The 22,104-nt window shown below is 46.2% G+C and carries 21 protein-coding genes, 2 tRNA genes, 1 rRNA gene and 4 pseudogenes; 12 read left to right on the plus strand and 16 right to left on the minus strand.

Going from position 1 to position 22,104, the window contains the following annotated elements:
- The first annotated feature begins 241 nt into the window (after positions 1 to 241).
- Positions 242 to 357: ribosomal RNA gene (gene rrf / locus LIN98_RS03655) — 5S ribosomal RNA — on the plus strand.
- A gap of 765 nt (positions 358 to 1,122) precedes the next feature.
- Here the strand turns inward: rrf and LIN98_RS03660 are convergent.
- Positions 1,123 to 1,194, minus strand: coding sequence for a hypothetical protein (locus LIN98_RS03660; RefSeq protein WP_230583192.1), 72 nt, complete (start codon positions 1,192 to 1,194; stop codon positions 1,123 to 1,125).
- A gap of 98 nt (positions 1,195 to 1,292) precedes the next feature.
- Positions 1,293 to 1,549, minus strand: a pseudogene (locus LIN98_RS10485) (YtfJ family protein).
- A 150-nt stretch (positions 1,550 to 1,699) separates the two neighbouring features.
- Between LIN98_RS10485 and LIN98_RS03670 the strand changes: the two are divergent.
- The 5 genes and pseudogenes from LIN98_RS03670 to LIN98_RS10495 form a co-directional block, all read left to right on the plus strand.
- Positions 1,700 to 1,936: pseudogene (locus tag LIN98_RS03670) on the plus strand (transposase); the annotation flags it as partial.
- 19 nt (positions 1,937 to 1,955) lie between these two features.
- The gene (locus LIN98_RS03675) at positions 1,956 to 2,573 is read left to right on the plus strand and encodes an IS3 family transposase (protein WP_196242653.1); all 618 of its coding nucleotides are present in this window, start codon (positions 1,956 to 1,958) and stop codon (positions 2,571 to 2,573) included.
- A 104-nt stretch (positions 2,574 to 2,677) separates the two neighbouring features.
- Positions 2,678 to 3,253 (plus strand): HAD family hydrolase, encoded by a 576-nt coding sequence (locus tag LIN98_RS03680; protein ID WP_233443972.1) that lies wholly within the window; start codon positions 2,678 to 2,680, stop codon positions 3,251 to 3,253.
- 541 nt (positions 3,254 to 3,794) lie between these two features.
- The gene (locus LIN98_RS10490) at positions 3,795 to 3,944 is read left to right on the plus strand and encodes a hypothetical protein (protein ID WP_012820882.1); all 150 of its coding nucleotides are present in this window, start codon (positions 3,795 to 3,797) and stop codon (positions 3,942 to 3,944) included.
- A 46-nt stretch (positions 3,945 to 3,990) separates the two neighbouring features.
- Entirely contained in the window at positions 3,991 to 4,188 is a 198-nt protein-coding gene (locus LIN98_RS10495; RefSeq protein WP_012820883.1) for a hypothetical protein, read from the plus strand.
- On the opposite strand, the gene LIN98_RS03695 is transcribed toward LIN98_RS10495, so the two are convergent.
- Positions 4,160 to 5,197: a glycosyltransferase family 9 protein gene (locus tag LIN98_RS03695; protein ID WP_005547882.1), complete on the minus strand. Its 1,038-nt coding sequence runs from the start codon at positions 5,195 to 5,197 to the stop codon at positions 4,160 to 4,162. The genes LIN98_RS10495 and LIN98_RS03695 overlap by 29 nt on opposite strands.
- Positions 5,198 to 5,378: 181 nt before the next feature.
- The gene (gene aspA, locus LIN98_RS03700) at positions 5,379 to 6,797 is read right to left on the minus strand and encodes an aspartate ammonia-lyase (RefSeq protein ID WP_005547881.1); all 1,419 of its coding nucleotides are present in this window, start codon (positions 6,795 to 6,797) and stop codon (positions 5,379 to 5,381) included.
- A 229-nt stretch (positions 6,798 to 7,026) separates the two neighbouring features.
- Between aspA and LIN98_RS03705 the strand changes: the two genes are divergently transcribed.
- The 3 genes from LIN98_RS03705 (at position 7,027) to groL (ending at position 9,650) form a co-directional block, all read left to right on the plus strand.
- On the plus strand, positions 7,027 to 7,509 hold the full coding sequence (locus tag LIN98_RS03705) for an FxsA family protein (protein WP_005547879.1): 483 nt from the start codon (positions 7,027 to 7,029) through the stop codon (positions 7,507 to 7,509).
- 86 nt (positions 7,510 to 7,595) lie between these two features.
- Positions 7,596 to 7,886, plus strand: a complete 291-nt coding sequence (locus LIN98_RS03710; RefSeq protein ID WP_005544374.1) for a co-chaperone GroES — start codon at positions 7,596 to 7,598, stop codon at positions 7,884 to 7,886.
- Positions 7,887 to 8,006: 120 nt separating this feature from the next.
- A complete protein-coding gene (gene groL / locus LIN98_RS03715; RefSeq protein ID WP_249856162.1) occupies positions 8,007 to 9,650 on the plus strand; it encodes a chaperonin GroEL in 1,644 nt (547 codons plus the stop codon).
- 88 nt (positions 9,651 to 9,738) lie between these two features.
- Here groL and folD read toward each other — a convergent pair whose 3' ends face one another.
- The gene (gene folD / locus LIN98_RS03720) at positions 9,739 to 10,596 is read right to left on the minus strand and encodes a bifunctional methylenetetrahydrofolate dehydrogenase/methenyltetrahydrofolate cyclohydrolase FolD (RefSeq protein ID WP_005547874.1); all 858 of its coding nucleotides are present in this window, start codon (positions 10,594 to 10,596) and stop codon (positions 9,739 to 9,741) included.
- A 156-nt stretch (positions 10,597 to 10,752) separates the two neighbouring features.
- Between folD and LIN98_RS03725 the strand changes: the two genes are divergently transcribed.
- Positions 10,753 to 10,829: transfer RNA gene (locus LIN98_RS03725), tRNA-Pro, on the plus strand.
- Positions 10,830 to 10,862: 33 nt separating this feature from the next.
- Positions 10,863 to 10,939, plus strand: a tRNA-Arg gene (locus LIN98_RS03730).
- 73 nt (positions 10,940 to 11,012) lie between these two features.
- Here the strand turns inward: LIN98_RS03730 and LIN98_RS03735 are convergent.
- The 11 genes and pseudogenes from LIN98_RS03735 to LIN98_RS03785 all read right to left on the minus strand — a co-directional run bounded on the left by LIN98_RS03735 (position 11,013) and on the right by LIN98_RS03785 (position 21,270).
- Entirely contained in the window at positions 11,013 to 11,819 is an 807-nt protein-coding gene (locus tag LIN98_RS03735; RefSeq protein WP_249847582.1) for an IS3 family transposase, read from the minus strand.
- Positions 11,816 to 12,155, minus strand: a pseudogene (locus LIN98_RS03740) (transposase). Before LIN98_RS03740 ends, LIN98_RS03735 begins: the two are co-directional and overlap by 4 nt.
- 105 nt (positions 12,156 to 12,260) lie before the next feature.
- The gene (locus LIN98_RS03745; protein WP_005542871.1) at positions 12,261 to 12,617 is read right to left on the minus strand and encodes a diacylglycerol kinase; all 357 of its coding nucleotides are present in this window, start codon (positions 12,615 to 12,617) and stop codon (positions 12,261 to 12,263) included.
- A 24-nt stretch (positions 12,618 to 12,641) separates the two neighbouring features.
- Positions 12,642 to 14,873, minus strand: coding sequence for a GTP diphosphokinase (gene relA, locus LIN98_RS03750; RefSeq protein ID WP_005546233.1), 2,232 nt, complete (start codon positions 14,871 to 14,873; stop codon positions 12,642 to 12,644).
- Between the two features lie 9 nt (positions 14,874 to 14,882).
- Positions 14,883 to 16,199 (minus strand): 23S rRNA (uracil(1939)-C(5))-methyltransferase RlmD, encoded by a 1,317-nt coding sequence (gene rlmD, locus LIN98_RS03755; RefSeq protein WP_005568259.1) that lies wholly within the window; start codon positions 16,197 to 16,199, stop codon positions 14,883 to 14,885.
- A 1-nt stretch (position 16,200) separates the two neighbouring features.
- Complete coding sequence (gene recO / locus LIN98_RS03760) at positions 16,201 to 16,887, minus strand: DNA repair protein RecO (protein WP_005589897.1); 687 nt, start codon at positions 16,885 to 16,887, stop codon at positions 16,201 to 16,203.
- A 296-nt stretch (positions 16,888 to 17,183) separates the two neighbouring features.
- Complete coding sequence (gene tsf / locus LIN98_RS03765) at positions 17,184 to 18,032, minus strand: translation elongation factor Ts (protein WP_005568255.1); 849 nt, start codon at positions 18,030 to 18,032, stop codon at positions 17,184 to 17,186.
- Between the two features lie 154 nt (positions 18,033 to 18,186).
- Positions 18,187 to 18,909: a 30S ribosomal protein S2 gene (gene rpsB / locus LIN98_RS03770; RefSeq protein ID WP_005542886.1), complete on the minus strand. Its 723-nt coding sequence runs from the start codon at positions 18,907 to 18,909 to the stop codon at positions 18,187 to 18,189.
- A 263-nt stretch (positions 18,910 to 19,172) separates the two neighbouring features.
- Positions 19,173 to 19,491: pseudogene (locus tag LIN98_RS10425) on the minus strand (patatin family protein); the annotation flags it as partial.
- Complete coding sequence (locus LIN98_RS03780) at positions 19,492 to 20,379, minus strand: CAF17-like 4Fe-4S cluster assembly/insertion protein YgfZ (RefSeq protein WP_005546222.1); 888 nt, start codon at positions 20,377 to 20,379, stop codon at positions 19,492 to 19,494.
- A 27-nt stretch (positions 20,380 to 20,406) separates the two neighbouring features.
- Positions 20,407 to 21,270, minus strand: a complete 864-nt coding sequence (locus LIN98_RS03785; protein WP_005546220.1) for a YicC/YloC family endoribonuclease — start codon at positions 21,268 to 21,270, stop codon at positions 20,407 to 20,409.
- Between the two features lie 117 nt (positions 21,271 to 21,387).
- On the opposite strand from LIN98_RS03785, the gene rph reads away from it, so the two are divergent.
- Positions 21,388 to 22,104 carry a ribonuclease PH gene (gene rph, locus LIN98_RS03790; protein WP_005568249.1) on the plus strand — a complete coding sequence of 239 codons (717 nt, stop codon included), beginning with the start codon at positions 21,388 to 21,390 and terminating at the stop codon, positions 22,102 to 22,104.

Below are 22,104 nucleotides of genomic sequence, written 5' to 3' on the forward strand. Positions count from 1 at the left end.
GATGTATTGATAAGAATAACGGTATTAGATTAAATTAAAGAGAAAGATAAAGAGAAAGAGAAGAAAAAGGATTGTAGCTCAGGAGAGGGAGTTGAGGGAAGGAAGTTGGTTTGAGGCTTGTTTTTGGAGAGGACGCGTATAGCGTGCAGGAAAGGAAGTAAGAAGGGAAAGAACGAGAGAAGCGAAGAGCGGAATAAGAAAGCGAAAGCGCGGAAAGGAGAGAGGATAGTCATCAAAGAATATTGGCGGCGATAGTGCGGTGGTACCACCTGAAACCATACCGAACTCAGAAGTGAAAGGCCGTAATGCCGATGGTAGTGTGGGGCATCCCCATGTGAGAGTAGGTCACCGCCAAGCCTGATAGGGAGCCCTGATGTGAGAGCATCGGGGCTTTTTGTTATAGCTAGACAACGTATAGCTCAGAGATAATAAATTCAGACACAGGTACTTTATTATGAACTTGGATTGTAAATTCAAGCCCATAAAAGTAAGACATTAAATTCCGAATTAGGGTCATCACTAGCGATCGACCAAAAGGATATTTAAAAATTGCATTTAGGAATGGTATTTACTCTGGGGTTAGACTTATCCCAGATCAAAATTATTTTCAGTAGCCCGCTTTTAATTGCTTTATTGATCTTTCTTGGAATGGGTATTTCCGGCGGTAGTTATTTAATCCAGCTTTACTCTTTCAAACATCATATAGGTGTAGAAAATTCAACAATGACATTAAATTTAATGCCATTATTAGGATATGTAACGTAATCATAACATTAGGTGAAGAAATGGTACTTAGCAAAACAATCATTGTCACAATCATAGTAATTGCATTGTATGTTTTCACTCAGTATGGCGATAAAGGAGAGAACTAACATAAAGGAGAAAAATTTATCTATAAGTAAAACCCTGCATATTACTATCTTATTAAATGTCAAATACCAGGTTTTCCTAATATTTTCTAAGGTATAGTAGAAAAATGGTTGGTAATTTTGTCCTTTTTAAGCATTTTCCGGCTATAGTAGACAAAAGAGTTGGACCCTATCCCAAATTCTGTGTAAACACCTATTTCAACTTAACGGTGGTCGTCTAGGAGATCACCAAAATCAATCATAAATCGATTCATCACCTTTTCAATTTGCTGTGGAGTAGCTTTCCTTCGTTGGCAAATTGTACTTTTCCGTTTTTGTCCAGCACGACGATTAAACTTTCTTTAGATTGTAATTGCCAGGTGTTTTTACTTGCCCCGTTTGATCAAGAATGATTTGGCTATGTAGAAATTGTTTTTTGCTTTTTTAGCACTGCTTTTTACAAAAGAAGACGTGCCGAACGAAGATCGCATCATCGGCGTTAATAATTGTGGTCGTTTGATATACTGCGGGTGAAAAATGTTGTGCTTTGATGGTATCCATTAACGCTTCATTTTTTCTTTAACACTACTTCTGCTGGCTAAATGTTGGATCACTCGGACTTTTCCTGTCAGATCAGGCGATTGCCAGCTTTTATAGCTAATTTCGTTCCCGTTCAAAATTAATTCGCCATCTTTTTGCACGGTAACGGAGAATGCTTAGAAAGGTTAATCCTAGAGCTAATGCTATTTTTTTCATTTTAATGTCCTTAAATTATGCAAATTTTACCGGATTTTTTGACCGCACTTTGCTCTGCACCCCAAAACCTGGACACCTAATTTGAGGTGCAGATTATGTCTTACTCTTACCAATTTCGTTTAAAAACTATCAAACAGGTCACCGAGCAGGATTTTGGTATCCGTGAGGTGGCGAAACTTCATAAAATCTCCCATTCGCTCGTCATTTATTGGCTAAAAGCCTTTCGTGAAAGAGGGCTTAATGGCGTAAAATCCCCTTATATAAACCCTCAACGCCCTAAAATAGTGAAGCCAAAGATGAAAAAGAAAGCGATTGAAATCCCGGAACAAACTACGTCAAATGGGTTTCCATTTGAATCATAAAACGGTGTTAAAACTGATGAATGCGTTAGGTATTCATTCTATTTTACGCAAGAAAAGACATGGAAAACGAGGCAAAACATCGCATATTGCCCCGAATGTGCTAAATCGTGATTTTACAGCGACGGCGCTCAATCAAAAATGGGTAACCGATGTCACTGAGTTTCGAGTTGGGGAAGAAAAGCTCTATTTTTCACCGTTGATGGATTTAGCGAACCGGGAAATTATTGCCTATAATTTTGCGAAACGCCCTAAGTTCTCATTGGTAAAAAGAATGCCGGAAGAAGGACTTGGCAAACTAAAACCGAGCGAATGCCCGATTATTCACAGCGACCAAGGGGTATTGTACGGCTCAGCAGAATGGGTAAAGATGTTGGAAGGCAAGGCGATACAAAGTATGAGTCGCCGAGGGAATTGCTATGATAATGCGGTGATTGAAAGCTTTTTTGCGATATTAAAATCTGAGTGTTTTTACTCACGCACTTATACTTCGATTGCCGAATTACAGGCGGAAATTGAAGAATATTTGGTGTATTACAACCAAGAACGAATTAAACTTGATTTAAAAGGATTAAGCCCGGTGCAATACCGAGCTCAATATTTAAGTTAACTAACCTGTCCAACTTTTGGGGGGCAGATCACTTTTCCATCATCCATTGGAGGAAAACATGACCAAAACCCAACATATCGACCGTCGTTTTTGATTTGGGCGGCGTGCTGATAGATTGGAACCCGCGCCATTTATACCGCAAGATTTTCAGCAACGACGCGGAAATGGAACGCTTTTTGGCAGAAGTGTGCAACAGCGAATGGAATGCGCGACAAGATGCCGGGCGCTCCTGGTCGGAAGGCGTTGCCGAAGCCGTCAAACAACATCCACAGTATGAAGCGGAAATCCGCGCCTATCATGAACGCTGGACGGAAACCCTAAACGGTGCCATTGACGACACCGTCGCCCTGCTGGAGCCCCTCAAACGCAGTGGCGTCCGCTTGTTGGCGCTGACCAACTGGTCCAACGAAACCTTCCATTTCGCCGAAGAACGCTTCCCTTTCTTAACCGAATTCGAGGGCATTTTAGTCTCCGGCTACGAACGCCTGGCAAAACCCGACCCACGCATTTTCAATCTGTTAATCGAACGCTACCACCTAAACCCGCAACACACCGTCTTCATCGACGACAACCTGCGCAATGTAGAAGGCGCCCGCAACGTCGGCTTACACACCTTACAATTCACCCATGCCCAAAAACTAAAACAGGATTTAATCACCTTGGGCGTGAAATTTGATTAGAAAAATGACCGCACTTTTTCGCACTACACCGTTGATGGTACGCATGTTTGAATCACAGTTGCTCGAAACATTGTAATACATTGATATTTTAAAATTATCCTGCCCACCTGAGCTTACAGGAGAAGGTATACAAAGGATAGAAAGGAGGTAATACGTTCCCCAGTCATTTTATTTTACCATTACCCTTTATCTTCCGAAGCTCCATATTCCCATAATCATACTACTCTATTCTGCCCGTATAAATGCGGCTCAATAAGTGCGCAGGAACGAACCGTTTCATTACCATTCGCAGGCAATGTGTTAATCAACAATTACGTCGATTTTTTCATGATGGACAACAGGTTACCTTATGAAGTGGTTGATGTGTTGAATTAGCTCCTTAGCGGAGATTTGTTTAGGCAGAACCGGTAAAGATTGGGATAGTGCGCCCATCTTACTTAACAAATCACGGATTATGTATTGATGAAAAAGCTACAGGTTCTGCCTCATACGAATTAGTCTGCCAAATCTCTTTGGGTCGTTTGAACCCGTTTCGTTCGGCGTGTTGCTTCTTTATTTAATCATCATCGGCGAAGGTTTGCTGTTGCTTTCCGATTCGAGTTCCGCACCTTGGACAGTATTGTCGCAAGGCGTTGCGTTACAAGGGCAATTCAGCGTCGGTTGGGCATCGTGCATTATCAGCCTGACGTGATGCCGACGTGGTTTCCGCTAAAGCTCAGGCCGGGGCTCCCACGGTAATGAATATTTTCGTTATCGCCCTTGTCCTCGGCTTAACCACCTATTTACCGGAAAAACCCACCGCACTTTATGTACGTTTTGCCTACGCCGTTATCGGCATTTTGCTGTCTCGGCATTGGTACGCTGATGTTTGCATTCGGTATCGGTCGGGTGGTGCAATACACGCTGTTATTTATCAGCCGCGTGCCATACTTTAGTAATAAACCGAATCATCTTCGCTAGCTTTTCCTCGATTGAGATTTTGCTTAAATCCGTCTGGCTGGCTTTGTCGTTAGATGGGCAAAATGCCAGATGTTTCGCCTCATCATTAATCGGTTGCCAGCGCAACGGTGTGGCGGAACGGCGGCTCGGGTAAAAGCCGATGGTCGGCACGTTTAACGCGCCGCTCAAATGAAGCGGACCTGTCGAACCGGCAATAAACAGATCGGCGCACGCCAAGGATTGTGCAAAATCCACCAGCCCCTTATTTTTATCATAAACCACCACGCGGGCATCTTGCACCAGCCCCGCCAATTCATGGGCTTTTTCACTTTCATTGGGGCCGGCGGTGAGAATCACATACGCATCAAACTGCGCCAACAGCCCCCGAATCAATGCGGCGTATTGCGCCAAAGATAAATTATTAGCGGAGCCGCCCGAACCGCTGTGCACGAAAATCCATTTTTTCGATGAATCCACGTTTAACTGCAGACATAAAAATTCACGCTGAAAATCCACCGCACTTTTCGGGAAGCTGAGATACGGCGGACGCGGTTCCACCACCGCAATGCTCTGATCCTGTAAAAAACGACGGGCTAAATCCAGATTATAGGCAAACTCTGGTTTGGCAGATTGAGAACGACGTTGCACCAGACGATGATTATAAAAAAACTGCACCCATTTAGTTGCAGGCGCCAAGCGATAAGGAATACGGCATTTCCAAGCCAGTTTGGCATTGTGCGTATTGGAAAAAAAACTAATCATAGCATCAAATCGCTGCGCCTTGATGTCATTCACGAGACGTTGAAACGCCGCTTTATCCCCCTTCGGCACGTCAATGATGACCTCATCTAAATAAGGGCAGGCGCGGGCGATTTCCGCCGTATACGTCGGCACAAGTGCGGTAAGTTTTAGCGACGGATCCGATGCTTTCAACATGGCAAACGCCGGCCATGCCAACATAAAATCACCCAGTTTATCGTTACGAATAACCAATACTTTTTTCATCGTCTGTTGTTCCTATCCAAGGTTTCGGCTTAAGGTCCGCCGGAAAAAATTTTGCTTATTCTAGCCCGACCATCGTCCATTAAAAAGCGACAAATAAAAAATCAGCGCCCTAATCCGTTAAGACGCTGATTTTGACTAAAATAAACAAGTTAGTTTTTTGACACTTTATTGGTCGCTTTGTTCACTTATTTAATTTCGCTTTGTAAGTCGGGTTCATCAAGTTTTCCACGGACAGAATATCATCCAATTCTTCTTTGGTTAACAAGCCTTTTTCCAACACCACTTCACGCACGCCTTTGCCGGTTTGGGCGCATATTTTACCCACTAAGTCGCCATTATGGTGACCGATGAATGGGTTTAAGTAGGTGACGATACCGATAGAATTGAACACATAATTTTCGCAAATTTCTTTGTTCACGGTGATGCCGTCGATACATTTATCGCGCAAGTTCACGCACGCGTTGGTTAAGATGTCGATAGATTCGAACATAGCCTGACCGATTACCGGTTCCATCACGTTTAATTGCAATTGACCGGCTTCAGCAGCGAAGGTCACGGTGGTGTCGTTACCGATCACCTTGAAGCACACTTGGTTCACCACTTCCGGCACCACCGGGTTGACTTTCGCCGGCATGATGGAAGAGCCCGCTTGTAATTCAGGCAGGTTGATTTCTTTCAAGCCTGCACGCGGACCGGAAGACAATAAACGCAAATCATTACATACTTTGGATAATTTTACCGCCGTACGTTTTAACGCGCCATGTACCATCACATAAGCGCCGCAGTCGGATGTGGCTTCAATCAGGTTTTCGGCAACCACGCAAGGCAAACCGCTGACTTCCGACAAATGTTTCACCACCAACGGTACATAGCCTTGCGGGGTGTTCAACCCGGTACCGATCGCGGTCGCACCTAAGTTCACTTCAAGCAGCAATTCCGCCGTGCGTTTTAAGTTCCGCACTTCTTCATCCAACAATACGGAAAAGGCTTTGAATTCTTGTCCCACGGTCATCGGCACCGCATCTTGCAATTGGGTGCGCCCCATTTTTAACACTTTGGCGAATTCTTTTGATTTATTCTCAAAGCCTTGTTGTAAATACAACACTTTGCTGACTAATTTCATAATGCTGTTATACACCGCAATACGGAAACCGGTCGGGTAAGCATCGTTGGTGGATTGGCTGGCATTCACATGATCCATCGGATCCAAATAATTATATTCGCCTTTTTTGTGTCCTAAAATTTCCAATGCCAGATTCGCAACCACTTCGTTCGTATTCATGTTGACGGAAGTGCCCGCGCCGCCTTGATAAACGTCGGACGGGAATTGATCCAAACATTTGCCGTTGACCAACACTTCATCACAGGCTTTTACAATAGCATCGGCAATTTTTTTCGAAATCGTGCCTAATTCGCCGTTGGTGAGTGCAGTAGCTTTTTTCACCATCACCATGCCACGTACGAATTCCGGCACGTCAGAAATGGTGGTGTTAGAAATGTTGAAATTTTCTATCGCTCTTAATGTATGAATCCCCCAATACGCGTCCGCAGGAACGTCGCGTTCACCTAATAAATCCACTTCTTTTCTGAATTGTGTCATTTTAGCTCTCCTCATTTGCCTTATTACGAGTTGTTTTATTGAGAGCATTATAGAAACTTCAAAGAAAATTAAATTGATCTAACTCACAGATTTTTATACGCATTTAGGATTTATTTTTATTTTTCACATTAGTTTTTTTAACCTGAATGCGAGATTTGAAGCGCCGACATATTGCACTGCAAAATAAACAGGGTAATATTCATAGCCGATTTATTATTAAGGAGCGCCCATGCCTTTTATTGCCTTTCTTTTCGCCGTTTTCCTGTTTATTTATGCCGAACTGAGCTTATTGGTTTGGGTGGGGAGCCATTTCGGTATTTTTATGTTGATTCTCTTGCTGATCGGTTCATCGTTGTTGGGTATTTTGATTATTCGCGCCCGCAGTTGGTATGCCTTAACGCGTGTCCGACAACAATTGAAACAGGGCGAATTGCCGACCGAAACAATTTTCAATTCTGCCCGTTGGCTTATTGCCGGCGTGCTTTTCGTAATTCCGGGCTTCGTCACCGATATACTTGCCTGCATTCTACTCAGCCCGCTCGGTAGCCACATCGCGAAAATGCTGTTGGGCAGCCGTTTCATGTTCTTCCGTCAAAACATCTTTAAAAACGATCACACTTTTTATTCGTCACGCCACCACAAGGCGGAAGATGGCGAGGTTTTTGAGGCAGAATTTGAAAAGGAAGTGGATGAACATAAACGGCTCAAATAATTTTAGCTCCTCCCCTTGAAAGCAGAAAAATAACTCCCATATACAAAGGGCTTTTTTATTAACTTAAGAAATAGAGGAAATTTCAAATGAATATTCGTCCATTACACGACAAAGTCATTTTAAAACGTGAAGACGTGGAAACTAAGTCCGCCGGTGGCATCGTTTTAACCGGTTCCGCTGCCACCAAATCCACTCGCGCCAAAGTATTGGCAGTAGGTCCGGGACGCTTGCTGGAAAATGGTAGTGTACACCCAATGCACGTTAAAGTTGGCGACACCGTGATCTTCAGCGACGGTTATGGCGTGAAAGCGGAGAAAATTGACGGTGAGGAAGTGCTCATCATCTCTGAAAGTGATATTTTGGCGATCGTTGAGTAAGTAAAACGCTCGAAAAAACGACCGCACTTTTCGCAATCGCAAGGTGGGGCTCAACCCACTGAAACAGTGTTGAATGAAATGGTAGGCTAAAACCCACCATAAAATAAAAGGAAATTAAAAATGGCAGCAAAAGACGTAAAATTCGGCAACGACGCACGCGTAAAAATGTTAAACGGCGTAAATATTTTAGCCGATGCAGTAAAAGTTACTCTCGGTCCAAAAGGTCGTAACGTAGTGTTAGACAAATCTTTCGGTGCACCGACCATCACCAAAGACGGGGTTTCCGTGGCGCGTGAAATCGAATTAGAAGATAAATTTGAAAACATGGGCGTCCAAATGGTGAAAGAAGTGGCGTCCAAAGCGAACGACGCGGCAGGGGACGGTACCACAACCGCCACCGTATTGGCTCAAGCCATCGTGAACGAAGGCTTAAAAGCCGTTGCCGCCGGTATGAACCCGATGGATTTAAAACGCGGTATCGACAAAGCTGTCAACTCAGTGGTTGCCGAGCTTAAAAATCTCTCCAAACCATGCGAAACCTCAAAAGAAATCGAACAAGTTGGCACGATCTCTGCAAATTCCGACAGCATTGTGGGTCAATTAATCGCTCAAGCCATGGAAAAAGTGGGTAAAGAAGGCGTAATTACCGTGGAAGACGGCACCGGTTTGGAAGACGAATTGGATGTGGTTGAAGGTATGCAATTCGACCGCGGTTACCTTTCCCCATACTTCATCAACAAGCCTGAAACCGCCACTGTGGAACTGGACAATCCGTTTATCCTGTTAGTAGATAAAAAAATCTCCAACATCCGCGAATTATTGCCGGTATTAGAAGGCGTGGCGAAAGCCGGTAAACCATTGTTAATCATCGCCGAAGATGTGGAAGGCGAAGCTTTGGCAACCTTGGTTGTAAACACCATGCGCGGTATCGTGAAAGTGGCCGCAGTGAAAGCGCCGGGCTTTGGTGACCGCCGTAAAGCGATGTTACAAGATATTGCGATTTTAACCGCCGGTACGGTCATTTCCGAAGAAATCGGTATGGAATTGGAAAAAGCCACACTTGAAGATTTAGGTCAGGCAAAACGTATTGTTATCAACAAAGATAACACCACCATCATCGACGGTATCGGCGATGAAGCACAAATCCAAGGTCGTGTAGCGCAAATTCGTCAACAAATTGAAGAGTCCACTTCCGACTACGACAAAGAGAAATTACAAGAACGCGTGGCGAAATTGGCCGGCGGTGTTGCGGTGATTAAAGTGGGCGCGGCAACCGAAGTGGAAATGAAAGAGAAAAAAGCGCGCGTTGAAGACGCCTTACACGCGACCCGAGCGGCGGTAGAAGAAGGCATCGTTGCCGGTGGTGGCGTGGCGTTAATTCGTGCAGCCGGCAGAGTAGTCGGCTTACAAGGCGAGAACGAAGAGCAAAATGTGGGTATCAAGCTTGCCCTTCGTGCTATGGAAGCACCGTTGCGTCAAATCGTGGCAAATGCCGGTGAAGAAGCTTCCGTGATCGCCAGCGCAGTGAAGAACGGTGAAGGCAATTTCGGTTATAACGCAGGCACTGAACAGTACGGCGACATGATCGCTATGGGTATTTTGGATCCGACGAAAGTCACCCGTTCCGCATTACAATTTGCGGCGTCTGTTGCCGGTTTAATGATCACTACCGAATGTATGGTCACCGAGTTACCGAAAGACGACAAAGCTGACCTCGGCGCTGCCGGAATGGGCGGTATGGGAGGCATGGGCGGGATGATGTAATTCCTCCCTGCTCAGAAATGCAAAAGCCCTTGATCAAATCAAGGGCTTTTTTATAGGGACTAAAAACGTTTGGAAAAACGACCGCACTTTAGCCTAAATTTTCATGTTTTTCATAAGCGGAAAGGGTGTTTTGCATCAGCATTGCCACCGTCATCGGACCGACACCGCCCGGCACCGGCGTAATATACGCCGCACGTTCCGCTGCCACGTCGAATTCCACATCACCCACCAGTTTGCCATCAATACGATTAATCCCCACGTCAACCACAACAGCACCCTCTTTAATCCATTCCCCTTTAATAAATCTCGGTTTTCCCACGGCAACTACAACAATATCCGCCTGACGCACATGATGTGCCAGATCTTCGGTAAAACGATGGGTAACCGTGACAGTACAACCTGCAAGTAACAATTCTAACGCCATCGGACGACCAACGATATTTGACGCGCCCACAATCACCGCATGTTTGCCACGAAACGCAATACCGGTGGTTTCCAACAGCTTCATCACGCCATAAGGCGTACAAGCGCGTAGCGTCGGAATACGCTGACATAAACGCCCGACATTGTAAGGATGGAAGCCGTCCACATCTTTTTCGGACGAGATTTTTTCAATGACTTTGGTACTATCAATATGTTTTGGTAATGGCAGCTGAACCAGAATGCCATCAACATCCTTATCCTGATTGAGCTGTTCAATGATTCCTAGCAACTCCTGCTCTGACGTATTTTCCGGTAAATCGTAGGATTTGGAAACAATTCCCACTTCGGTACAGCTTCTGCGCTTACTTCCCACATAAACCTGTGAAGCAGGATCGGCACCGACCAAAATCACTGCAAGCCCGGGAGAACGTTTACCCCTTTCCACATAATGTGCAATTTGGCGGGCAATATGGGTTTTAATTTGGTGTGATAATTCGGTGCCGGAAATAATTTGAGCAGTCATTACATTCTCCAGTGAATAAACAGAAACATTGACTATTTTGGCAGAAAACTATGGCAGATGTAAGGCATTGCCATAAATTTAAACGATTAATAATAAAACAGTAAAAACTTATTGACTGAAAATGAAAGAAAACTATAATGCTACACGTCTTTCAGTCGGCGAGTAGCGCAGCTTGGTAGCGCAACTGGTTTGGGACCAGTGGGTCGTAGGTTCAAATCCTATCTCGCCGACCACTTTTCTCTATTTTTCACTATTCCATTTACAACGCGCCCTTAGCTCAGCTGGATAGAGCAACGCCCTTCTAAGGCGTGGGTCAAAGGTTCGAATCCTTTAGGGCGTGCCATTTAATAATTTTATCGATATCTCACTTTAAATCACCGAAAAGTGATCTGCCCCCCAAAAGTTGGACAGGTTAGTTAACTTAAATATTGAGCTCGGTATTGCACCGGGCTTAATCCTTTTAAATCAAGTTTAATTCGTTCTTGGTTGTAATACACCAAATATTCTTCAATTTCCGCCTGTAATTCGGCAATCGAAGTATAAGTGCGTGAGTAAAAACACTCAGATTTTAATATCGCAAAAAAGCTTTCAATCACCGCATTATCATAGCAATTCCCTCGGCGACTCATACTTTGTATCGCCTTGCCTTCCAACATCTTTACCCATTCTGCTGAGCCGTACAATACCCCTTGGTCGCTGTGAATAATCGGGCATTCGCTCGGTTTTAGTTTGCCAAGTCCTTCTTCCGGCATTCTTTTTACCAATGAGAACTTAGGGCGTTTCGCAAAATTATAGGCAATAATTTCCCGGTTCGCTAAATCCATCAACGGTGAAAAATAGAGCTTTTCTTCCCCAACTCGAAACTCAGTGACATCGGTTACCCATTTTTGATTGAGCGCCGTCGCTGTAAAATCACGATTTAGCACATTCGGGGCAATATGCGATGTTTTGCCTCGTTTTCCATGTCTTTTCTTGCGTAAAATAGAATGAATACCTAACGCATTCATCAGTTTTAACACCGTTTTATGATTCAAATGGAAACCCATTTGACGTAATTTGAGTGTCATTGGGCGATAGCCATCTCGTTTTCTGTTCTTTTTATACCGCAACAAGATAGTTTCTTTTATCTCACGATAATCGTGTTTAACTTGCTGATAATAAAAGGTAGAACGAGGCATTTTAGCCACACGAAGTAAGTCATTTAACGCGTGATTTGGCTTCAATCTTTCAATGATTTTTCTTTTTTCTGTCGCTGTTTTTGACGGTCGAGTGCCTCCAACTCCTTTAGGTAAGCAATCTGTGCACGTGCTAATGCCAGCTCTCGTTGCAGCTTTTTAAACGCTTTTGGGGAAAAGTCTGTTTGTTCCGGGATTTCAATCGCTTTCTTTTTCATCTTTGGCTTCACTATTTTAGGGCGTTGAGGGTTTATATAAGGGGATTTTACGCCATTAAGCCCTCTTTCACGAAAGGCTTTTCCAATAAATGACTTGAGAACGAGAAATCTGATGAAATTTAGCCACCTCACGGATACCAAAATTCTGCTCGGTGACCTGTTTGATAGTTTTTTAACGAAATTGATAAGAGTAAGACATAATCTGCACCTCAAATTAGGTGTCCAGGTTTTGGGGTGCAGAGCAAAGTGCGGTCATTTTTGCCGACGTTTTTTAGTTAAACAACATTAATCCCCAAGTGACCACTACGATAACTAAGGCGACAAACACGGCAGCGGAGCCTTGATCTTTGGCACGCCCGGAGAGTTCGTGGCGTTCGGTGCCGATGCGATCGACCACGGCTTCAATGGCGCTGTTGAGCAGTTCTACCACCAACACCAACAACACGGAACCAATCATCAGGGCGCGTTCAATGGCATTTTCGCCGAGCCATAACGCCAGCGGGATCATGAAAATGCAGCAAAAAAGCTCGTGGCGAAAAGCGGTTTCATATTTGACCGCACTTTTTAAGCCTTTCATCGAATATTGGGTAGATTTAATTAAGTGGGTCAGTCCCGTGGTTTTATCCATTTGATTTTCCTTTTTTTCTTTTTATTAGAGGCGTTTGGCTTCAATGACATCATCCAGTTTTTCCAAACGGGACAGAATTTTACTTAACATTTCCACGTTATTCAGTTCAATTTGCATATCAATATTCGCCACTTGGCGCTTGCTGTCCGTGTGAGTGGAAACGCCGAGTACGCTGATTTTTTCATTTGCCAGCACGGTGGTGATGTCGCGCAATAAGCCGTTGCGATCCGACGCCACGATGCGGATGTTGAGATAGAAGCCGCTGGAATAATTGTCGCCCCAGCGGGATTCCACCACGCGTTCCGGGTGTGCGGCTTGCAATTCGAGGAATTGGTCGCAGTCGCAGCAGTGAATGGAAATACCGCGTCCCATGGTGATGTAGCCCACGATGCTGTCGCCCGGAATAGGTTGGCAGCAGCGGGCGATATGGTGCATGAGGTTGCCCACGCCTTCCACGATCACACAGTCTTTGCGCTCGGATTTTTGCTGAGAATTGACCGCACTTTTGTTGCTCACATGGCGCAAAATTTCTTCGTCCACTTCCTGGGCGGAGGTTTTGATAAATTTGTTTTGTAGGAAGTTAATCAGCGGGCTGATGCGAATATCACCGCCGCCGATGCCGGCATATAAATCGTCCAGATTTTTCAGGTTGTAACGGGGCAGCGCCTGCTGTTCTACCTGTTTTAAACTGATGCCTAAGCGGTTAATCTCGCTTTCCAGCAATTCTTTGCCTGCCGGAATGTTTTTATCGCGATCCTGTTTTTTGAACCACGCGTGAATTTTCGCGCGGGATTTCGCCGTGTGGGTAAAGCCAAGATTCGGGTTCAGCCAGTCGCGGCTTGGGTTCGGGTTTTTCTGGGTGATGATGTCCACCTGATCGCCCATTTGCAGCTGATACGTGAAGGGCACAATGCGTCCGCCCACTTTGGCGCCGATACAACGGTGCCCGATTTCGCTGTGAATGGCATAAGCGAAATCCAGCGGGGTGGAGCCGGTGGGCAGATCCACCACTTCGCCTTTCGGCGTAAACACATATACGCGGTCGTCGAATACTTGGCTACGCAATTCTGCCATGACTTCGCCGGAGTCGGTAATATCGTCCTGCCATGCCAGCAGTTTGCGTAACCAGGCGATTTTTTCTGCGTAGCCGGAACGCCCTGCGGTGGCGCCTTCTTTATATTTCCAGTGCGCCGCTACACCCAGCTCGGCATCATCGTGCATTTGCTGGGTGCGGATTTGCACTTCAATGGGCTTGCCGCCTTTGCCTAGCACCACGGTATGAATGGATTGATAGCCATTCGGTTTTGGGTTGGCGACATAATCGTCGAATTCTTTCGGTAAATGTTTGAAATGGGTGTGTACGATGCCAAGTGCGGTGTAACAATCCTGCAATTTTTGCACGATAATACGCACCGCGCGAACGTCGTATAACTCGCTGAATTCCAGATTTTTTTTCTGCATTTTGCGCCAAATGCTGTAAATGTGTTTCGGACGTCCGTACACTTCCACCTGTTGGATGTTTTCCTGCAAATAGCCGGTGAGTTCGGTGATAAAATCGGCGATATATTGTTCGCGGTCAATGCGGCGTTCTTGCAACAGTTTGGCGATGGCGCGGTATTGTTCCGGGTGCAGATAGCGGAAGCAATAGTCTTCCAGCTCCCATTTGAGTTGTCCGATACCGAGGCGGTTGGCGAGTGGGGCGTAAATATTGGCGCATTCCTTGGCGGCGAGTACCCGTTGTTCTTCGGTGTAATTGTTATTCACCGCGTCGCGCAGGAAGGCGATTCTTTCGGCGAGTTTGATAATGACGCAGCGGAAGTCGTCCACCATGGCAAGCAACATACGACGCACATTATCCACTTGCAGGCCGCTGGCGGAGTGGGTGACGTTTAACTGACGAATGTTGTCCATCTCGATGACGCCTTTTGCCAATTTGCTGATATTGGCGCCGAAATCTGCTTCAATTTGTGCAAAATCCACCAGCTGATCGTTCACAATTGGAAATAACATCGCCGTGAGCAGGCTGTCGCAATCCATGTTTAAACTGTGCAGAATTTCCACCATTTCCACACCGAAGGACAACAAATGCGCCTCTTCCGTATGATGCTCGGCACGCAGTGCGATTTTTTGCTGCGAATAGTGCCAACAGGCGGTGAGACCGGTTTTGATATTGTCTGCCACATTTAAATTAGCGCACCATTGTTCAATCTCAAAATCTTTAGGATTTAATAAATGAGATCCTCTCACAGCGACCATAACGAATCCTTATTTTTTCCGAAATAAACTTATCGATTCCAAATGACCGGTATGCGGGAACATATCGATCATGGCGACTTTATCCAGTTGGTAGCCTGCATTACGCAAGATTTCCGTATCTCGCACGAGCGTTGCAGGATTGCAAGAAACATACAGGATATTTTCAGCCTGTAATTGACAGAGCGCATTTAACGCAAATGCCGCTCCTGTGCGTGGCGGGTCGAGCAGAATCTTATTGAAAGGTTGCTGCGCCCAGCCTTGATTGACAAACGATTTATCCAAATCTGCTTGATAGAATTGGACATTGTGACAGCGGTTTCGTTCGGCATTTCTACGGGCTTTTTCCACCATCGCGGAAACGCCTTCAATTCCCACCGCACTTTTTACCCGACGGGCGATCGGCAAGGTGAAATTGCCCATACCGCAGAATAAATCCAGCACATGCTCCCGTTCGTTTAACGCTAACCAATCCAGCGCGGTGTTGATCATTTGGCGGTTTAATTCGGCGTTAATTTGTATGAAATCACGAATATCAAATTGCAAGGTCAGGTCGTTATCCAAACGATAAAAAGGTTGTTCGCCGTGCCAATGTTCAATGGCATCCAGTTCTTGCACGAATAACATGAGGTTGTGCTGCTCGGCGAATTTCAGCAATAAAGTGCGGTCGTTTTCGGCGACGTTTTTGATGTGCCGCAACAGCATGGCGACACCGTTGTCCGCCGCCACTAGCTCAATGTGACCCAGTTGTTGCGGGGCGGACCACTGCGCGAAAAGTGCGGTCAGTTTCGGCAGTAAATCGTTGAGCGGTTGTTCCAGCACAGGGCAATGTTCAATCGGGATAATTTGTTGTGCATTTTTACGCCGTAAGCCGATACTCAGCTTGCGCGTTTTACTATCAAAGCCCACACTTAATCTCACCCGACGGCGATAATGCCAAGGTTCGCCCTGTAATAACGGCATAAACTGAATCGGCTCGGGTTGCAAACGACTGAGGCGTTGAATCAGCGCCTTTTGTTTGGCGGAACGTTGTAATTCGATGGGAATATGTTGATTTTGGCAGCCACCGCATTGCGTAAAATAGGTACACGGTGGCGTTTGGCGTTGCGGGCTTGGGTGCAAAATGCGCTGTGCTATGCCGTGTCCGTATTGGCGTTTTTCTTCCAGCACACGCACTTCCACGCTTTCCTGCGGTAGCGCATTTTCGATAAACCAGGTTTTGCCGTTCATTTTCGCTACGCCCAGCCCCTGATAATCCAAATCAAGGATGTGGGCGGTGAAATTGGCGGTATTTTTTTTCGGTTTGGTTCCGCTGTAAAGTAATGCCATGTTATTTGGAATATAAGCTATGTTGTGTAAATAACTCTCGGCTTTTCAATGGCTTGTCACCTAAATAAGGCTTTAAGGCGATGCGTGTAAAACGTTTTGCCGCCACTAATATGCTCGGGTCGTCAAATCGGGTTTGCTCAAATGCCAGCAATTCGCGCCCGTAAAAAGTTAAATTGTCTTTAATTAAGGAGGCGATAAAGCCTTTTTCTTCGCGGTAACGATAGGTCATGTCCGCTTCTACCGTGTTGCCCGAACTGGCGCAATGGGTGAAATCAATGCCGTATCCAAGGGTGCGCAACAGCTGAAATTCAAAGGTGCGCAGAGCGGGTTCCACTTGCTGTTGATTCATCGCCAGTTGGGTTAAACATTGCAAATATTGTTGGAACAGTTGCGGATAGGCGGTTTCCGGTTCCAGCACGCGGCAGAGGAGTTCGTTTAAATAAAACCCGCTGTATAAAGCGATATTTTGCAACGGAAGCGCAATGGCGGCGGGTTCCGCTTTGGTCAGGATTTTCAGCTCACCGCGTCCGCTCCAGCGTAACAACAACGGCGTGAAAGGCTGCAACACGCCTTTTAACATGGAACGCTTCGCCCGTGCGCCTTTTGCCAAGACGCTGATCCGCCCGAAGTCTTCCGTGAGTAAATCGATCAGTAAGCTGGTTTCGCTGTAAGATTTGCGATGTAGCACGAAACCGCGTTGCCAATTTTCGATGATGTCGCCCTTTTCGCCGATAAAAAATTGCGCTTATTCTAGCAGATTTCACACCGCACTTTGTGGGATTTTTGCGTGGGATTTTAGAATAAAAGGGAATGGGTTATAACGGAAATGTCGGCACTGATTGACGGTAGTGTAAATGTTCAGGTCTGTGCTATTTTATCGGTCTAAGCGTGGACGCTTGAACTATCGGGCAAGCGTGAGAATCGAGAAATGCCGGAGAATAAAAAAGCAGGTTTTGACACCTGCTTTTTTGCTTAAATCATCAATTAAGCTTTAGACATTGCAGCCACTTCTGCGGCAAAGTCGGTTTCCACTTTCTCGATACCTTCGCCCACTTCTAAACGGATGAAGTTAGAGACTTCGGCACCTTTTTCTTTTAATAAATCGCCAACGGATTTAGATGGATCCATGACGAACGGTTGGCCGGTTAAGGACACTTCGCCGGTGAATTTCTTCATGCGGCCTTCAACCATTTTTTCTGCGATTTCGCGTGGTTTGCCGGATTGCATAGCGATATCCACTTGGATGTTGCGCTCGTGTTCAACCACGTCGGCAGGCACGTCGCTTGGGTTAACGTAGTCAGGACGGCTTGCCGCGATGTGCATAGCGATGTGTTTTAATAACTCGTCGTCTGCGCCTTTACCTGCAACCAATACGCCGATTTTCGCGCCGTGTAAGTAAGAACCTACCACGTCGCCTTCGATGTAAGCTACACGACGAATAGTCATGTTTTCACCGATTTTGGCTACCAATGCCGCACGTTTTTCTTCAAATTCCGCTTGTAATTGTTCGATGGAGGTGCCTTTGTGTGCGACTGCGTAGTCAGCCACTTCATTGGCTAAACCTAAGAAGCCGGCATCTTTTGCCACGAAGTCGGTTTCGCAGTTTAATTCAACCACCACACCGAAACCGTTTTGTACGCGCGCGATGATCACACCTTCAGCGGCAACACGACCGGCTTTTTTCGCCGCTTTGGCTTGACCGGATTTACGCATGTTGTCGATGGCTAATTCGATGTCGCCGTTTGCTTCAACTAATGCTTTTTTACATTCCATCATGCCTGCGCCGGTACGTTCACGCAGTTCTTTTACTAATGATGCTGTGATTTCAGCCATTTTAAAATCCTCTGTCGGTTAAAGTGCGGTTGAAAAATAACTTGTTTTTTAACCGCACTTTTAGCTCAAAAAATACAGGGAGCTGTTTCAGCCCCCTGCTAACCAATTAATCGTCTGATTAATAAGGGCTTACGCCTTATTGCAATCGCTTGAATTATTCTGCGGCTTGCGCTAATTCTTCAGCAACCGCTTCTTCGTTACCACGACCTTCTTTGATCGCTGCAACCGCCGAAGCCAAGTAAAGTTGAATGGCGCGCGCTGCGTCGTCGTTACCCGGAATAACGAAATCTACGCCGTCCGGATCGGAGTTGGTATCAACGATAGCAAATACAGGAATGCCCAAGTTGTTTGCTTCTTTAACCGCGATATGTTCGTGATCCGCACCGATAACGAATAACGCATCCGGCAAACCGCCCATATCTTTGATACCGCCAAGGCTTAATTCAAGTTTTTCCATCTCACGGCTACGCATTAACGCTTCTTTTTTGGTTAATTTGTCGAAGGTGCCGTCTTGAGATTGGGTTTCTAAATCTTTTAAGCGTTTGATGGATTGACGAACTGTTTTCCAGTTGGTCAACATACCGCCTAACCAACGGTGATTTACATAGTATTGTTGACATTCTAATGCCGCTGCTTGAACTGCATCGGTCGCTGCGCGTTTGGTACCAACGAATAACACTTTGCCGTTGTTGCTTGCAATGCGGGTTAACTCGGCTAATGCCGCGTTGAACATTGGAACGGTTTTTTCAAGATTGATGATGTGAACGCCGTTGCGTGGTCCGAAAATGAACGGTTTCATTTTTGGGTTCCAGTAACGGGTTTGGTGACCGAAGTGAACACCTGCCTGAAGCATATCGCGCATAGAAACTTGTGCCATAATAATTTTCCTTTTGTTTGGGGTTTAGCCTCCACATACCCAGCCAATCGACCGTTTGGCACCCCGATTTAGCCTTACTGATATGTGTGTGTTTTAGTAAGTTTGATTAAAAATTGAACGTTATTTTTAAACAGCAAAATAACGGCGTGCTTTATACCATAAAGTGCGGTCGGTTTCCAGCGGATTTTTTGACGAGGATAAATAGATAATGATTTGTCCGAAGTACCCCGCCGATGATAAATATCAACACTCCTAAAGCAACTAAAGTCGATGCCGGCGCGGGCGAATTCGTCCTGATCGAATATATCTAGTTCAAAAGGCAGTTGATAAAGAGTGAAATCTTTGTTGACGATGTTGCCCGTGGTGAACAGGCTGTGGAAGCCCATATAGCGTTTGTCGTTCAGGTATTTTTGTTGTAACGCAACGCGCCCTTTTTGTTTCGACGGCAAATTCACGCCGAACAAGGCCCGGCGGACGCTGACGATCGTCGATAGGAATCCGCTCATCCGGGAACACATCCAGCACACCGGCGGTGAATATCCCGCGCATGGCGTTGCCTTCTAATACCAGTCCGACTTGCATTTAGCTTAACTCGTAAGGTAAAGGTTGTAATGTCAACGTCGTTTGGCTGTCTGGTAAACGGAATGCCTGCCCGTCTTCCAACGGCGTATTAAGCACCGCCTGCAACCATAAAACGTCGTGAAAATTGACCGCACTTATGATCGTGCCGGTGCAGCGCCAGTTGTCGCCGAGCGCCATTTCCAACGGCGAACCGATGTCAGGTAGGCTTTCCGTTTGTGCCGCAAAGATAAACAAGGCGCGTTTGTTGGCGCCGCGATATTTGGCGCGCGCCACCGTTTCTTGCCCGATGTAACAGCCTTTGTGGAAGGAAATCGCTTGTTCGATGCTTTGCAGATTTAACGCCTGCGGAATGAATTGTAGTTGGGTTGCCACCGCTAAACCGGGCACGCCGTCCTGAATATCCAACAAATCCCACACGTTTGCTTCGGCAGTCGGTTCGATGGATAAGCGGGTCGGATTTAACAAAATGACACGTGGTTGTCGATCGTTAACTGCAACACGAATTTGCGCGGAAATCTGACCGTACTTTTCGATGCCTTTCGCACCTGCCGCGCCGATAATTTGCCAATCTAACGGGGTGAAGGTGACTTTGGAAAACACCGCATATTTCTTCAGTTGATCCAATGCCGACGGCAATAATTCACTTTTCAGCAACATATAAAAGGTCTGTTCGTCTTGTCGAATCAGGCGGAATAGCGCGCTCATTTTGCCTTTCGGATCGCAATGGGCGGTGAGGGTGGATTCGCCTGCCGCCAGTTTTGTCACATCGCAGGTGAGTTGCCCCTGCAAATATTTTTCCGCATCCACACCCGCCATTTCAATGAGGGTGTAATGGCTGAGCGGGCAGATGATGTCGTCCTGTTGTGCCGTTAAAAGTGCATATGCCATCGTACTTTCCTTAAAAATATCAATAAATTACTCAAGATTTTGAATTTGCTCACGCATTTGCTCGATTAACACTTTAAGCTCAATGGCGGAATTGGTGACGTCCACATTAATAGATTTGGACGCCAGCGTGTTGGATTCGCGGTTTAGTTCCTGCATCATAAAATCCAGCTTACGTCCCACCGCGCCGCCTTTGCGCAGAATATTTTGGGTTTCTTTCACGTGTAACTGTAACCGATCCAGTTCTTCCGCCACATCAATGCGTTGCGCCAGCATAATCAGCTCCTGCTCTAAACGTTGTGGATCGGGTTGCAGTTGAATTTCCTCGAAGCGTTGCAGCATCCGCTCACGCTGCCATTGTAAAATCTCCGGCATTTTTGACCGCACTTTTTGCTGTTCGACGTTGATGGCGTCAAGGCGCTGTTCCAGTAAGGTATGGATTTTTTCCCCTTCGCGCTGACGCATGGCGATAAATTCGCCGACCACTTGTTCAAATGCCGCCAATAAATCCTGACTGATTAAATCCACATCTTGTTCCGGCACTTCCACCACGCCCGGATAGCGCAATACATCGGTTAAATTGAATTCGCCTTCGCCCGCTTGTTGTTTCAGCCATTGTAAGGATTGCAGCACTTGACCGGCGAGTTCTTGGTTAATGTGCAATTCGGCGGCGGTTTGTTTTTTATTATCGATGCGCAATGTGCATTCGATTTTGCCACGGGTGAGCTTTTGACGCAGGCTTTCGCGCAAGGTGTTTTCTAAGCTGCGGAACTGTTCCGGCAGGCGGAAAAAGGTTTCCAGATAACGTTGATTCACCGAGCGAATTTCCCAAACTGCGTTGCCCCAGTCTTTTTTTATCTCTAACGCAGCAAATGCCGTCATGCTATAAATCATAATAATTCCTTCATTTTTATCCCGTAAAATTGCGTTCTATTGTACTGCCAAATTTCGTTTCTGTCAGTTTGCGTGCTAAAATGGCGCGATTTTTTATTGCTTAACGAGGAATTTTTCATGCGCCCGAATCAACGTGCCAATCACCAACCCCGCCCGATTCAGATCACCCGTCATTACACCAAACACGCGGAAGGTTCCGTGTTGGTGGAATTCGGCGATACCAAAGTGTTGTGTACCGCCTCGGTCGAAGAGAGTGTGCCGCGCTTTCTAAAAGGGCAAGGACAAGGTTGGGTGACGGCGGAATACGGCATGTTGCCGCGTTCCACCCACAGCCGTATGCAACGTGAAGCGGCGAAAGGCAAACAAGGCGGACGCACCTTGGAAATTCAGCGTTTAATCGCCCGTTCCTTGCGTGCCATGGTGGATTTGGAAGCCCTCGGCGAGCGTTGTATTACCTTGGATTGCGATGTGATCCAAGCGGACGGCGGCACGCGCACGGCATCCATTACCGGTGCTTGCGTGGCGTTATGCGATGCGCTGAACAGCTTGGTGACAAACGGCACGCTGGCGAAAAACCCGCTGAAAGGTTTGGTTGCCGCCATTTCTGTGGGCATTGTGAACGGCGAAGCGGTGTGCGATTTGGAATATGTGGAAGATTCCGCCGCCGAAACGGACATGAACGTGGTGATGATGGAAGACGGTCGTATGATTGAAGTGCAGGGCACGGCGGAAGGCAAGCCTTTCAGCCACGAAGAACTCTTAACCTTGCTCGATCTTGCCAAACAAGGTTGCGACATGATTTTCCAAACCCAACGCGCCACGCTGGCGGAATAA

It is taken from the genome of Aggregatibacter actinomycetemcomitans (assembly GCF_023518055.1).
In the GTDB taxonomy this organism is placed as follows: domain Bacteria; phylum Pseudomonadota; class Gammaproteobacteria; order Enterobacterales; family Pasteurellaceae; genus Aggregatibacter; species Aggregatibacter actinomycetemcomitans.